Below are 14,171 nucleotides of genomic sequence, written 5' to 3'. Positions count from 1 at the left end.
GTCAGACCGTCGCGGTCTGACGGCCGACCAACGCCCCGATCGCGTCGATGCTGCGGAAGCTGTCGATCCGCATCTCGTCGCTGGGCAAGGTGAAGCCGAAAGTCTTCTCCACGAACATCACCAGCTCCAGTGCGAACAACGAGTTGACGAGGCCGAGCGCGAAGATGTCCTCATCGTGGGCGATCTCCACCTGCGGGAAACGCTGCTGGAGGAACGCGGCGACGACGGCGCCGGGGTCGTTGTGGGACATGTGTTCCCCTCCTGTACGGGTAGCCGGGTACTCAGGCGGTCGGGCCGTACTCGTAGAAGCCACGTCCGGACTTGCGCCCGTGCCGGCCGGAGTTGGCCATGGTGCGCAGCAGCGGGCAGGGCCGGTACTTGCTGTCGCGGTAGTGCTGGTAGAGCACCTCGATGCTGTGGAGGATGGTGTCGACGCCGATGAGGTCGGCAGTCTCCAACGGGCCCATCGGGTGGCCGAAACAGCTCCGAAAGACCTCGTCGACCGCTTCGGCGGTGGCGACGCCCTGATCAACCAGGAAGGCCGCTTCGTTGACGGTCAACATCAGGATGCGGTTGGAGATGAAGCCGCAGACGTCCTTGACGTCGATGGCCTTCTTGCCCATCGCATTCAGCAGTTCACGGGTACGCCGAACCGTCTCGGCCGAGGTGTGCTCAGCCGCGATGAGCTCCACGGCGGTCTTCATGGGCACCGGGTTCATGAAATGCACGCCGACCAACTGCTCCGGTCGGCCGGTCACCGCTGCGAACTCGGTGATCGGAATCGCGGACGTGTTGACGACGAACACCGTCGCCGGTTTGCAGATCCGGTCCATCTCCAGGTACAGGGCTCGTTTGAGGTCCCACTTCTCGGGGATGTTCTCGATGACGAAATCCACCTCGGCGAGCGCTTTCGGATTCACGCCGGTGCTGATCAACGCCATCGCCGCAGCCGAGTCCACGGCGGGACCGCCGAGCATCCGGCTCATCCGCATCTGTGCCTCGATCTTCTGGAGAGCCGCGTCGAGAACCTGCTGTTCGGTGTCCACGAGCACCACCCGATGCCCGGTCTGGGCCAGGTTCTGGGTTACGCCGATCCCCATCACGCCGGCTCCGGCAACGCCGACAACGCTCATGGTCGGGTTCCTCTCCTCAGGTTGGCTCACACGTCCGCCACGGGGGCTGGTGCGGTGTCCAGGAACGCCGTCGGGCGTCGGCTGGGCCCGGCTGGGCCCGGCTCCGGTCCGAGCCGGTCACCGACCGTGACGGCACCGGGATCGCCGTCGACCTCGACCAGCACCATGCTCCAGGCGGCCACGGGGCTGGCGCTGATCAGCACGGCCCGCTCACCGTCGCGCAGCCGCCCGGCCCCGATCTCGGTCGCCAGGTTGAGCAGGACGTCGTTCGCGCCGAGATGGCCCAGGTCGCGCAGGTTGTCGTGGCAGGCCGCCGCGATCGTCACGCCGAGCGTCTCCTCGAGGAACCGGAACCCGCCCAGGGACAGGTTGTGGCACACATGCCGGGCGACGTCCGCCGGCGCGAGCCCGTTGCGGTCCAGCAGGCGTCGGTACAGCGCGCCCAGTCGGTCACGGCTCTCCAGCGTCAGCGTGAAGGAGTACTCCTGGAGATCGCGGCACTGCTCGGACCAGCGGGCCGACGGGCGGTCCCGGTAGTCCACCCGGAACAGGTCCCAGTAGTGGCCGTTGGTCTCCTGCAGCACGTCGAGAACGCGTAGCGGCCCGTCCCTCGACACGACCGCGGCCATGCCCCCGTCGCCGCTGACCGTGACCGGGTGCCGGTAGCGCCGCGGCGTGGCCGGCGTACTGCCGTGCACGACGAGGACGTCGCTCAGCTCCGGATCGGCGGCCAGCAGGCCGCGCGCCACCAGCAGCGCCGGCGTCATTGACACGCAGCCCAGCCCGCCGACGGAGAAGGTCAGCGCCCGGTCGGCGCCGAGGTGTGCCTGCAGCCGGGTCTCGGCGGAGCTCATCAGCGTGGCCGGCGCACGGGACTCGACCGCGACCAGGGCCCCGATCTGGTCTGCGCCGAGGCCGGCGGCGACAAGTGCCCTGCCGGCGGCGCCAGCGGCGAGGTGGAACGCGTCCAGCTCCGGATCGGTGCGGATCCGCTCGATCCCGAGGTCGGCGCAGAGCTGCCGCTCGGCCGGCCCCAGATACGCCAGTTCCGGTAGCTCGGCCACCGCGACCGACCGTTCCGGCAGGAACGACGCCACCGTGCGTAGGGCGAACGTCCCGGACATGTCGCCGCCTCTCCCCGGTTTCCGCTGACCCTGCCGACTCTGCCGTCCCCGCCCGGCCGCTGGCAGAGAAGGACGGGCAGAGGCGGGACTGCTGGTGCGGCTCTGGTCCCGGCCCGCCCGTGGGCACCACTCTCGGAACCAATGCCGATGCCGATCGCCGGTGAAGGGGGGCCACTGATGTCGGCCCGAGTTGGTACCGCGATGAACGTCCCGCCGTCGATCCAGCCGGTGCCGCGCACCGGCGTGCTGCGGCTGTCGCCCGGGCAGGAACGGCTGTGGTTCCTCGACCGGCTGCACAGCGGCGGTACCGGGTATCTCATCCGGTCACACATGCGCCTGCGTGGAGCATGGGATCCCGCAGTGTTCGGGCGCGCCGTGACCGAGGTCGTCCGCCGGCACGAGGTGCTGCGCACCCGGTACGAGGACGACGCCGGCGATCCGGTGCAGGTCGTCGATCCACCCGGGCCGGCCGATGTCACGGTCGTGGACCTGACCGGCGGCCCGGTGGGGGATCCGCATGCCGCGACCCGGGCGGCGGCGCTGCTCGACGCGGCGGCGGCCCGGCCGTTCGACCTGCGCCGGGAACACCCGCTGCGGGTCGTCGTGGTACGGCTCGCGCCCACCGAGCATCTGGTCGGGCTCACCCTGCACCACATCGCGGCCGACGGTTGGTCGTGCGACATCCTGATGCGCGAGCTGGATCAGGCGTACCGCGCGCTCGCGGCCGGCCGGCCCCGGCCGGCGCCACCACCGGTGCAGTACGCCGACGTCGCGGCCTGGCAGCGGCGTCGGCGGGAGGCTGCCGGCACGTCCGGCATCGAGTACTGGCGGGACCAGCTCGCCGGACTCGACCCGGTCATGCTGCCCACCGACCGGCCGCGCGATGCCGGCCGCGACCGCCGCGGCGACGTGTTCACCGTCGACGTGCCGCGGCACGTCGCCCGGCTGGTCGACGCCACCGGCGAGCGGCACGGCACGACCGCGTTCATGACGCTGCTGGCGGCGTTCCAGGTGCTGCTGGCGCACCGGACCGGCCGCACCGACATCGCGGTCGGGCTAGCCGACGCCGGGCGGGACGAGCCGGAGACCGAGGACCTGATCGGCTTCTTCATCAACACCCTGGTGCTGCGGACCGACCTGTCCGGCGGGCCGTCGTTTGTCGAGGTGCTGCACCGGGTGCGCGAGACGGTGCTGAGCGCACTGATGCACAACGACGTCGCGTTCGAGGACGTCGTGGCCGCGGTCCGGCCCGGCCGGGACCCCGCCCGCAACCCGCTGTTCGACATCATGTTCCAGGTCCTGCACACCTCCGGTACACCCGGCACGCTCGGCGGCGCCGCGGTGGAGCCACTGCCGACGACTGCCACCGCCGCCAAGTTCGACCTGGTGTTCACGGTCTTCCGCTCCGCAGCCGGCGACCTGCAGTGCATGCTGGAGTACGCCGTCGGGCTGTTCGACCGGACGACGATGCAGCGGCTCGCCGAGGACTACGTGACGCTGCTCGAGCGGCTGGCCGGCGCACCGCAGGTCCGCGCGATCCAGCCGGCCCCGGCGCCCGGCGCGCCGACCACGCCGACCACGTCGACCACGTCGACCACCCCGACGACACAGCCGGCAGCCGCCCCGGTGTCGCCGTCCGGCCCGGTCGAGCAGGCCGTCGCCGGAATCTGGTCGGCTCTGCTCGACGTCGACGACATCGCCGCCGACGACGACTTCTTCGACCTCGGCGGCAACTCGCTGCTGGTGATCCGGGTGCGCGCCGCGCTGCGGCGCACGTTCGCCGTCGATCTCCCCGTGCAGGTTCTGTTCGAGGCCGCCACGGTGGCCGAACTCGCGGCCGCGGTCACCGCCGCTGTCCGCGCCGACGTCGGCCGAATGTCCACCAGCCAGGTGCAGGGCGTACTGCTCCGGGCCGCCCCGAAAGGAACCCGATGACCGAGATGTTGGAGTCGCCCAGCCTGCACGAACAGCTGCTGGAGCGCCGGCTGCATGGCCTGGAGACGCTCACCGAGCCGGGTATCCCTCAGGTGTCACGGGCCGTCGCGCCGCCGCTGTCACCCGCGCAGCGCCGGCTGTGGATTCTCGACCAGCTGCGTCCCGGTGGTGTCGAGTACGTGGTCCAGATCGCGCTGCACCTGGTCGACCATCCCGGCAGCCGGCTCGACGTCGCCGCGTTACAGGCCGCGCTGGACGGGCTGGTGGCGCGGCACGAGGTGCTGCGCACCCGCTACCCGGCCGGTCCTGACGGCGAGCCGGTGCAGCTGATCGAGCCGCCCGCCCCGGTGTCGTTGCCGGTCCGGGACCTCACCCACCTCGACAGCGAGACCCAGTGCACGCTGCTCAACCAGCTCATGTCGGTCGACCGCGAGCCGGTTGACCTGGCTGCCGGGCCGGTCTTCCGCGCGCTGCTCGTCCGGCGCGAACCGGACCAGAACCTGCTGCTGCTCACCACCCACCACATCGCGATGGACCTCTGGTCGGAAAGCCTGCTGGTGGACGAACTGTGCCGCCGCTACACCGCCGCCCTCGACAATCGACCGGCCCCCCTCGCCCCGCTGCCGGTGCAGTACGCCGACGTCGCGGCCTGGCAGGGGCAGCGGATCGCCGAGCTGCGCGGCACCCAGCTCCCGTACTGGCGTCGGCAGCTCGCCGATGCCACACCGGTGGACCTGCCGACCGACCGGCCGCGGCCGGCGGTACGCGACGCCGCCGGCGACATCGTGCCGTTCACCGTGCCCACCAGCGTGGCGGCGGCGCTGGGCCGGCTCGCCCGGTCCCACCGCGCCACACCGTTCATGGTCCTGCTGGCGGCGTACGCGGTCGTCCTCGGGCGGTGGAGCGGCCGGACCGACGTCACGATCGGAACGCCGGTCGCCGGCCGTGGGCACGACGACACGCATGACCTGATCGGACTCTTCCTCGACACCGTCGTGGTGCGGGCCGACCTGGCCGGCGACCCGACGTTCGGCGACCTGATCGACCGGGTCCGTGGTGCCGCGTTGGGCGCGATGGCCCACCAGGAGCTGCCGTTCGATCAACTCGTCGATGACCTGGCACCGGTCCGCGACCCCGCGCGCACCCCGCTGTTCTCGACGATGCTCGTCTGGCAGGAGGCCGGGCCGGGCGGCTTCCAGGCACGCGGCCTGGACGTCGAGCAGGTACCGATTCCGTTCGCCGACGCCAAGGTCGACCTGACCATGTGGGCGGCCCCCGGCCCGGACGGCGCGTTCGCCGGCGCCCTGGTCTACGCGACCAGGCTGTTCGACCGCGGCACGATCGAGCGGTTCGCCGCGCAGATCGGGCAGCTGCTGGCGGGTGTCGCCGCGGCACCCGACACCCCGCTGTCCGCCATCACCATCCTGCCGCCGGCCGAGCGCGAGCTGCTGCTCGACAGCTGGAACGACACCGCGTCCGACGTGCCGGCCGGCACGGTGCCGGAGCTGTTCCGGGCCCAGGTGGCCGCCACCCCGGACGCGGTGGCGGTACGGGCCGGGGACCGCAGCCTGTCCTACGCCGAGCTGGACACCCGTGTCACCGCGCTGGCGCACCGGCTGCGCGCGCTCGGCGTCGGTCCCGAGTCGGTGGTCGGGGTGTGTCTGGAACGCGGCCCGGAGTTGGTGACCGCGCTGCTGGCCGTGCTCACGGCCGGCGGGGCCTACCTGCCGCTGGACACCGAGAGCCCGGCCCTGCGGCTGGAAGACCAGCTCACCGAGGCCGCGGTCCGGATCGTGGTGACCGACCGGACGACCGTCGGTCAAGCCGCGCGGACGCTGGTCCGGCCGGACGCCGTCGACGGCGCCCCGGACGGCCCGGACGGTCCGCTCGGCGCCGACCTCCACCCGGACCATCCGGCGTATGTGTTGCACACCTCCGGCTCGACCGGCCGACCCAAGGGTGTGGTGATCACCCAGCGGGCGCTGGTGAACCGGCTGAGCTGGATGCAGCGCGAGTACCCCCTCGACGGCACGGACCGGGTGCTGCACAAGACGCCGTACGGCTTCGACGTCTCGGTCTGGGAGCTGCTCTGGCCGTTGGTGACCGGCGCGACGCTTGTGGTCGCCCGCCCGGGCGGGCACCGCGACCCGGCGTACCTGGCCGCGGTGATCGCTGAGCACGGCGTGACCACGCTGCACTTCGTGCCGTCGATGCTGCGGGCCTTCCTCGACGAGCTGCCCGGCCGGCTGCCGTCGGTGCGGCGGCTCTTCGCCAGCGGCGAGCCGCTGCCCGCCGAGGTGGCGGCGGCCGTGCAGACGCAGATCGGCTGCCCGTTGTACAACCTCTACGGTCCCACCGAAGCCACGATCGACGTGACCGCGGCCCGGTGCCGGCCCGGGGAGCCGGTCACGATCGGCCGGCCGGTGGCCAACACCCGCGCCTACGTCGTCGATGCGGACCTGCGCCTGCAGCCGGTCGGCGTGCCCGGCGAGCTGGTGCTGGCCGGCGTCCAGCTCGCCCGTGGCTATCTGCGCCCGGCGGACACGGCCGACCGGTTCGTTCCCGACCCGTTCGGCATCGGGGGGCGGCTCTACCGCACCGGCGACCTGGTCCGGCACCGCGCCGACGGCACGATCGAATACCTGGGCCGGCTGGACCGGCAGGTGAAGCTGCACGGCAACCGCATCGAACCGGGCGAGGTCGAGGCGGTACTCACTGCGTACCCGGACGTCGCGGCCGCCGTGGTCACCGTGCACGACGACCGGCTCGTCGCCTACCTCGAAGGCCCGGTCGATCCGAACGGGGTCGCGGCGTACGCCCGGGCCCGGCTGCCGCTGAACCTGGTGCCCACGCGCTGGATCGTCCTCGACGCACTGCCGTTGACCGCCGCCGGCAAGGTCGACGTGCGGGCGCTGCCGGCACCGCCTGCGCACGTCGGGCCCGCCGAAGCGGAGCCGCTCACCCAGCTCGAGCGGCTGCTCGCGGACGCGTTCACCGACGCGCTGGGCGTCGACACGATCGGCCGGCACGACTCGTTCTTCACCCTCGGCGGTGACTCGATGCGGGCGATCCGGGCCGTCGGTGCGCTGCGGGCAGTCGGCCTGCCGGTGTCGGTGCACGACCTGTTCAGTCACGCAACGGTGGCCGAGCTGGCCGAACTGGTCGGTACGCGGGAACCGGCCGAGCCGACCGCCGGCCCGTCGGCCGTGGCGTCGTTCGCGCTGCTGTCCGACGCCGACCGTGCGCTGCTGCCGCCGGGCCTGGTGGACGCGTACCCGATGGGCGAGATCCAGGCCGGGATGGTGTACGAGATGCTGGCCGCTCAGCGACCGGTCTACGTCAACGTCAGCTGCTACCGCATCGACGACGAGCTGCCGTTCGACCTGGCCGACCTGCGCGCGGCCGCGGCGTTGCTGGTGCAGCGGCACGAGATCCTGCGCACCTCGTTCGCCCTCACCGGCTACACCCGGGCGCTGCAGCTGGTGCACGGCACCGCCGAGATTCCCGTGGAGCTGGACGACCTGCGCGACCTGCCCCCGGCCGCGCAGCGCCAGGTCCTGGACGAGTTCCTGATCGCCCAGCGCGACGTGCCGTTCGACCTGGCCATGCCGCCGCTGCTGCGCTACACGGCGCACCGCACCGGAGAACGCGAGTGGTGGCTCACCCACGTCGAGTGCCACGCCATCCTGGACGGGTGGAGCCAGACGTCGGTGGTCGGTGAGCTGATCCAGACCTACCGGACGCTGCGCCGGGGCGGCACCCCGCAGCCGGCGCCGCCCCCCGCCGTCCGGTTCGCCGACTTCATCGCCGCCGAGCAGGAGTCGCTGGCATCGGCCGCCGATCGGGACTTCTGGACCGCCACCATCACGGCCGCCGACAAGCTGGAGATCCCGGCCGGGTGGGGCGATCCGGAGGCCGGCGCGGACCGGACCGACGACGCGCCGGACTCGATCGACGTCGGGTACGCCGACCTGGAACCGGCGCTGCGCCGGCTGGCGGCCGACGCGGGTGTGTCGCTGAAGAGCGTGCTGCACGCCGCCCACCTCACGGCCTGGGGCGTGGTCACCGGGCGGCAGCGCTTCTCCGCCGGGCTGGTCGTCAACGGCCGGCCGGAGGCGCCGCGCGGTGACGAGGTGATCGGCATGTACCTGAACACGGTGCCGTTCCCCGCCGATCTGACCGTCGCGAGCTGGCCGGACCTGGTACGGGCGGTCTTCGCGCAGGAGGCCCGGCTGTGGCCACACCGGCGCTACCCGATGGCGGCGATGCGACGCGACGGTCGGCACCTCTCGGCACTCGTCGACGTCAGCTTCACGTACCTGGACTTCCACATGATTGACTGGAGCTCCGGCATCGGTTTCGAGTCCGACTTCAGCCCGAGTGAGCTGCCGTTCTCCGCGGTGTCGTTCCCCGGCCGCCTGTGCCTGGTGGGCCGACCGAGCCGGATCCGACGGCCGTACCTGGAACTGGTCGCCCGCACCTACCGCCAGGTGCTCGCCGCGATGGCCGCCGGCCCGGATCGCGACCCGGCTGCCCTTCCGGACGCGGCACCGGCCACGGGGCCGCGCACCGTGACGCTGGCACCGGTCGACCGCGACCGGGTCCTCGTCGCGCCGAACCGCTCCGACCGAACCTGGCCCTCCGACGAACCGGTGCACCGGCTGATCGCGCGGCAGGCCCGGTCCACACCCACCGCGGTCGCGCTGCGGCAGGGCGCCGTCACGGTCTACTACGCCGAGCTGGACCTGCGCGCCAACCGGCTGGCGCACCGACTGCGCGCGCTCGGCGTCGGCCCGAACACCGTCGTCGGCGTCTGCCTGCCGCGCACACCCGACCTCGCCGTCAGCATCCTGGCCGTCCTCAAGGCGGGCGGCGCGTTCCTACCGCTGGACCCGCAGTACCCGGTCGAGCGGCTGCGGTTCATGCTCGACAACGCGGCGGCCGCAGTGGTTCTCACCGCCGGCCCGCCACCGGCCGGCCTCACCGGGGCCGGTTCCGCGCAGGTGCCGACCGTCGACGTGACTCACGAGTCCGCCCTGCTGGACCTGCCGGTCACCGCGCCGCAGGAGACCGTGTCACCGGACGACCTGGCGTACGTCACCTACACGTCCGGCTCGACCGGGCGCCCCAAGGGCGTCGCCGTGCCGCATCGGGCCGCCCGCAACCTCCGGTACGCCCAGCAGGAGATCTTCGACGTCCGGCCGGGCGACCGGATGCTGCAGTTCTTCTCGGCGAGCTTCGACGCATCGGTGTCCGAGTTGCTCGCCGCGCTCACCGCCGGCGCCGAGCTGGTCCTGCCCGGGGTCGGCCGCGACCCGGGCGACCTGCGCGGCGAGGCAGCCAGCCTCACCCACATCCTCCTGCCGCCGTCGATGCTGAGTCGGTTGGACCCGGCGGACTTCCCGAAGCTGCGGATCACCCTCGTCGGGGGCGAGGCGTGCCCCGCGGCGCAGGCCGACCGGTGGGCGCGGCACGCCGCGTTCGTCAACGTCTACGGCCCCACCGAAACATGCGTATATGCCACTTATGCGCCGGTCCTCGCCGGCACGCCGGACCGGGTACCGCCGATCGGCACCCCGCTGGCGAACGTGCGTTGCGACGTCCTGGACGCCGAGCTGCGACCACTGCCCGCCGGGGTGCGCGGCGAGTTGTACGTCGCCGGCGCGGGGCTGGCCCGCGGTTACCTCGGCCGACCCGGCCTGACCGCGGACCGGTTCGTCCCGGACCCGAACGGAGCGCCCGGCAGCCGGATGTACCGCACCGGCGACGTGGTGTCCCGCGCGGACGACGGCTCCCTGTACTTCCACGGCCGCGGCGACCAGCAGGTCAGCGTCCGCGGTTTCCGGATCGAACTCGGCGAGGTGGAGCACGCGTTGCAGGTGCATCCGGCCGTCGCCGCCGCGGCGGTCGCGGTCGCCGCGGCGGGCACCGAGGACGCGACGCTGGTGGCGTTCGTCCGGCTCACCGGCGGCACCGGCGGCGCTGCCCCCTCGGCTGCCGAACTGCGCGATCACGTCCGCCGCCGGCTGCCGGCACACCTGGTGCCGACCCGCTGCCACATCGTCGCCCAGTTCCCGGTCAACGCCTCCGGCAAGGTCGATCGCGCTGCGCTGGTAGCGGCCGAGCCGGAGCCGGTCGCCGCGCAACTGGAGCGGGTGGCGCCGCGGACGCCGCTGGAGCGGGCGATCGCCGGTGCCTGGGAGCAGGCGCTGCGGCTGGACCGGGTCGGCGTCGACGACGACTTCTTCGACCTCGGCGGCCACTCGATGGCGATGATGCGAATCATCTCGCTGCTGCGGGAATCGCACGGCGTGGAGCTGACGTTCCGCGCCTTCCTGGAGCACCAGACCGTCGCGCGGCTGGCTGCCGCGATCGTTGACAGGGTGGTCGGCGTCCCGGAGCAGCCGGCCGAGGCCGGTAGCCGCAACTGCGCGATGCTGTGGCTGCGTCGCGGCACCGGCGCGCCGCTGTTCTGCATCCACCCGGGCGGCGGCAGCGCCCACTGGTTCCAGCGCTTCCTGCCCTATCTGGACCCCGAACTGCCGCTGGCCGCGTTCGAGTGGCCGAAACCGCACGGTGACAACGCGAGGATCCCCACCGCCGACGAGATGGCCCGCCGGCACTTCGACGAGCTGCGGGCCGTCCAGCCGCACGGGCCGTACCGGCTCTTCAGCTGGTGCGGCGGCAGCACCATTGCGGCGGCGCTCGCCACCATGCTGCTCGACGCCGGCGAGGAGGTGATCTTCATGCTTCTCGACCCGGTGCTGGACGCAAAGACCAGGCCGAAGTTCTACGAGCAGATGGGCTTCGTGCGCCGGCTGGAGCAGCTGGTCCTGGAGATCGACCGGGGTGGGCCGCAGATGGACACACCCGAACGCCGCGCCGAGATCATGGATCTGTACGGACGGGTCGCCAACGACATCGACGACAGCGAGGGTATGGCGCTGCCCGAGCGCGGCGTCGGCACCGCCTGGCCGCGGATGGTCCGCGTCTGGCGGGAATCGCTTCAGGCCCTGATCGAGTACCCGAACCCGGTCTACGCCGGCAAGCTGCACCTCATCGTCAGCGACGCGCTCGCCGACAGCCGACACGTGGTGACCTCCGGCCAGGCCTTCAGCGACTACTACGCCCGGTGGGAGGAGCTGATCGACGGTGGCATCGAACTGCACCGGGTACCCGGAGACCACATCGGGATCATGAAACCGCCCCTGCTCAAGCACCTGACCGACGTGATCGGCGCGGTGCTGGGTGGCTCCCGATGATCACGACGACGACCGGCACGGCCGCACTCGGGCCTACCGCGCAGCAGCGGGCGTGGAACGCCACCAGCCGCGGGTTCACCGCGGACGGCCCCGTGCACCGGCGGTTCGAGGCACAGGCCCGGCTCCGACCGGACGCGGTGGCGGTGCGCTGGGCCGGCGGCACGTTGACCTTCGCCGAGCTGGACCGGCGTGCCAACCGGCTGGCGTGGGCACTGCGCGACCGCGGGGTCGGACCGCAGACACCGGTCGGGATCCGGGTGCCGCGCGGCCCGCAGCTGGCGGTCGCCGTGTACGGCGTGCTGAAGGCGGGCGGCTACTACCTGCCGGTGGAGCCGGCCCTCCCGGCCGAGCGGGCACACACCCTCCTGGCCGAGGCCGGCGCGCGGGTACTGGTCGTCGCGGCCGGCGGGGACAGCTGGTCGGTACCGGCCGGGGTAGCTGCGGTGGCCGCCGACCACCCTGTCCCGGACCGCCGTGAACTGTGCGGCCCCGAACCCGGCACCGACGCCGACTCCACCGCCTATGTGGTCTTCACCTCCGGCACCACCGGCCGACCCAACGGCGTCGAGGTGGCGCACCGGTCGCTGCACAACCTCTTCGCCTGGTGCCAGCGCACCCACGGTTTCGGCCCGCACGACCTCGGCCTGTCGGTCGCCTCGTTCAGCTTCGACCTGTCCGTCTTCGACCTGCTCGGCCTGCCTGGGTACGGGGCCGGCGTGTACATCGCCGACGATGCGCAGCGACGCGACCCGGAACTGCTGCTCGACGTCCTGCTACGCGAGCCGGTGACGTTCTGGAACTCCGCACCGACGACGCTGGCCCACCTCGCGCCGTTGCTCGACGGACACCGCGCCGACGCCGGGACGGGCGACCTTCGCCTGGTCTACCTCGCCGGCGATTTCCCACCGCTGACCCTGCCGGACGACGTGCGGTCGGTCTTCACCCGGGCGACGATCGTCAACCTCGGCGGCACGACCGAGACAACCGTGTGGGCGAACTGGTACGAGGTCGGGGCGGTCGACCCGGCCTGGCGGAGCGTCCCGTACGGTCGGCCCATCGACAACGCCCAGTATTGGGTGGTCGACGAGAACCTGCGGCCGTGCCCGGTCGGCGTCCCGGGCGACCTGCTCATCGGCGGCGATGTCCTCGCGATCGGCTACCACGGCCAGCCGGAACTGACCCGGCAGCGGTTCATCCCGGACACACTCGGACCCAACCCAGAGGGTCGGCTGTACCGCACCGGCGACCGGGCGAGCTTCGGCCCCGACGGTGTGCTGACCATCCTCGGCCGGGTCGACGGGCAGGTGAAGATCCGCGGCGCGCGGGTCGAGCTCGGGGAGGTCGAGCACCGCCTCCGCGGGCATGCTGAGGTGCGGGACGTGGTGGCGCTGGCCCGGCCGGACCGGGACGGCGACCGGGTGCTGGTGGCCTACATCCAGCCGGCAGCCGGCTGCCGGCCGACCGTACGGGAGCTGCGTCGGCACGCGGCGGCGGCGCTGCCGGACTACATGGTTCCGGCGGCGGTCGTGTTCGTGGACGGCTTTCCCGCCACCGCCAACGGCAAGCTCGACCGCGCCGCACTGCCCTGGCCGGCGCGGACCGGCAGCACCCACACGCTCGGTGCCCCGGGGTGAGCCCGTCGGCGCGGCCCGGGCCGGGTGAGCGACAGGACAGGGCCTAGCTTGATCTTTAACCTGTGGTCGGTTTGTATCGGCCCTGGCTGATCATGGCCGCAGCCCTTGGTTGATCATTCTTCTTGTCTAGGGAAGAAGATCAGGACCAAGGGCTGCGGGATGATCAGTGTGCATGACGTCGGGCGCGCAGGCGCGGTGGGGGACCTCGCGACGTTTCGTACGGAGTTGCATCGTTGTCTGACCGCCAGGGCTGAGGCGTTGTTCGAGTTGGCTGATGCGGTGTTGTGCAGCTGAGCGGGACTGACGTTCATCCGGCGCCGATGAGGGACCAGTCTTGAGGAAATACGGCGTGCAGCAGGTCGGTGATATTGGCGGGTGGGAAGTCCGGCCAGGAGCGTTGCGGGTCGTGCCGTCGGTTGAGACGTCGATCAAGGAAACGCTGAGTCCGTATGAGTCCCTCGGTCGCCTCACCCACGCTGATGGCGCCGTCTTGCATGGCCGCGGCGTACTCGTCGAGATCCAAGACCCGGTAGGGATGGTCGCCAGGTCCCACGATCACGTCGATCCACAAGTCGTCAACCGTGACTACGCTCCCATGATCAGCGACTCGCACCAGGTCGCAGTACCACCAGCCCTGCTGCTCGGCTGGAAATATGACCGGCTGATTGATCTGGAACCCATCATCGAGCAGCACGAAGCTGCGCTGCTCATACGGTCGATTGTCGAGGTGAAATCCCCAGTCGTAGACGATGGCGTCGCCAAGACGCAGCCCCGCCGCGCGCAGCTTCCCGTCGCGCACCACGGTCACAGGCGTCGGTTCACGCTCGGAACCATCAGTCACACGCAACAGCTTCGCAGGTCGACGACTCGACGATCAACCATGATCGGCAGGACAGGCCCTAACCGGTTGACGTGGGTGCGGTGGGTAACAGTTCCAGGAACGGCGCAACCGGGCGGAGGCGGCCGTCGGGGGAGAGCTGCGGTCGGGTCGGGCAGGATAGCGGGTGGCGGTGGGCTTGGACTGGGCGAGCTTCGAACGGGTGCTGGTGGACGATGTCGCCTACCACCAGCCAAGCCGGCTCG

Annotated in this window: 7 protein-coding genes; 3 read left to right on the top strand and 4 right to left on the bottom strand. The window is 71.8% G+C overall.

Annotation, left to right across the window (positions count from 1 at the left end; all coding sequences use genetic code 11):
* Window position 1 precedes the first annotated feature (1 nt).
* The 3 genes from AB0J93_RS22915 to AB0J93_RS22905 are packed head-to-tail and all read right to left on the bottom strand — an operon-like array spanning window position 2 to window position 2,257.
* Entirely contained in the window at window positions 2-250 is a 249-nt protein-coding gene (locus AB0J93_RS22915) for a phosphopantetheine-binding protein (protein ID WP_363924367.1), read from the bottom strand.
* A 31-nt stretch (window positions 251-281) separates the two neighbouring features.
* A complete protein-coding gene (locus AB0J93_RS22910; RefSeq protein WP_363924366.1) occupies window positions 282-1,133 on the bottom strand; it encodes a 3-hydroxyacyl-CoA dehydrogenase family protein in 852 nt (283 codons plus the stop codon).
* A gap of 26 nt (window positions 1,134-1,159) precedes the next feature.
* The gene (locus AB0J93_RS22905) at window positions 1,160-2,257 is read right to left on the bottom strand and encodes a 3-oxoacyl-[acyl-carrier-protein] synthase III C-terminal domain-containing protein (RefSeq protein WP_363924365.1); all 1,098 of its coding nucleotides are present in this window, start codon (window positions 2,255-2,257) and stop codon (window positions 1,160-1,162) included.
* 201 nt (window positions 2,258-2,458) lie between these two features.
* Between AB0J93_RS22905 and AB0J93_RS22900 the strand changes: the two genes are divergently transcribed.
* The 3 genes from AB0J93_RS22900 to AB0J93_RS22890 are packed head-to-tail and all read left to right on the top strand — an operon-like array spanning window position 2,459 to window position 13,088.
* Window positions 2,459-4,192 (top strand): condensation domain-containing protein, encoded by a 1,734-nt coding sequence (locus AB0J93_RS22900; RefSeq protein WP_363924364.1) that lies wholly within the window; start codon window positions 2,459-2,461, stop codon window positions 4,190-4,192.
* Window positions 4,189-11,454 (top strand): amino acid adenylation domain-containing protein, encoded by a 7,266-nt coding sequence (locus AB0J93_RS22895; RefSeq protein ID WP_363924363.1) that lies wholly within the window; start codon window positions 4,189-4,191, stop codon window positions 11,452-11,454. Before AB0J93_RS22900 ends, AB0J93_RS22895 begins: the two co-directional genes overlap by 4 nt.
* Complete coding sequence (locus AB0J93_RS22890; protein WP_363924362.1) at window positions 11,451-13,088, top strand: amino acid adenylation domain-containing protein; 1,638 nt, start codon at window positions 11,451-11,453, stop codon at window positions 13,086-13,088. Before AB0J93_RS22895 ends, AB0J93_RS22890 begins: the two co-directional genes overlap by 4 nt.
* A 307-nt stretch (window positions 13,089-13,395) precedes the next feature.
* Here AB0J93_RS22890 and AB0J93_RS22885 read toward each other — a convergent pair whose 3' ends face one another.
* Entirely contained in the window at window positions 13,396-13,929 is a 534-nt protein-coding gene (locus AB0J93_RS22885) for a DUF402 domain-containing protein (RefSeq protein ID WP_363924361.1), read from the bottom strand.
* Window positions 13,930-14,171 lie beyond the last annotated feature (242 nt).

Origin of the sequence: Micromonospora sp. NPDC049374 (assembly GCF_040677165.1) — a bacterium.
In the GTDB taxonomy this organism is placed as follows: domain Bacteria; phylum Actinomycetota; class Actinomycetes; order Mycobacteriales; family Micromonosporaceae; genus Micromonospora.
This window is presented reverse-complemented; position numbering and strand designations above follow the sequence as displayed.

What these genes read in the sequence shown, in the direction of transcription:
- AB0J93_RS22915 (WP_363924367.1), bottom strand. Translation starts at nt 250, where the DNA reads ATGTCCCACAACGACCCCGGCGCCGTCGTCGCCGCGTTCCTCCAGCAG.
- AB0J93_RS22910 (WP_363924366.1), bottom strand. Translation starts at nt 1,133, where the DNA reads ATGAGCGTTGTCGGCGTTGCCGGAGCCGGCGTGATGGGGATCGGCGTA.
- AB0J93_RS22905 (WP_363924365.1), bottom strand. Translation starts at nt 2,257, where the DNA reads ATGTCCGGGACGTTCGCCCTACGCACGGTGGCGTCGTTCCTGCCGGAA.
- AB0J93_RS22900 (WP_363924364.1), top strand. Translation starts at nt 2,459, where the DNA reads ATGAACGTCCCGCCGTCGATCCAGCCGGTGCCGCGCACCGGCGTGCTG.
- AB0J93_RS22895 (WP_363924363.1), top strand. Translation starts at nt 4,189, where the DNA reads ATGACCGAGATGTTGGAGTCGCCCAGCCTGCACGAACAGCTGCTGGAG.
- AB0J93_RS22890 (WP_363924362.1), top strand. Translation starts at nt 11,451, where the DNA reads ATGATCACGACGACGACCGGCACGGCCGCACTCGGGCCTACCGCGCAG.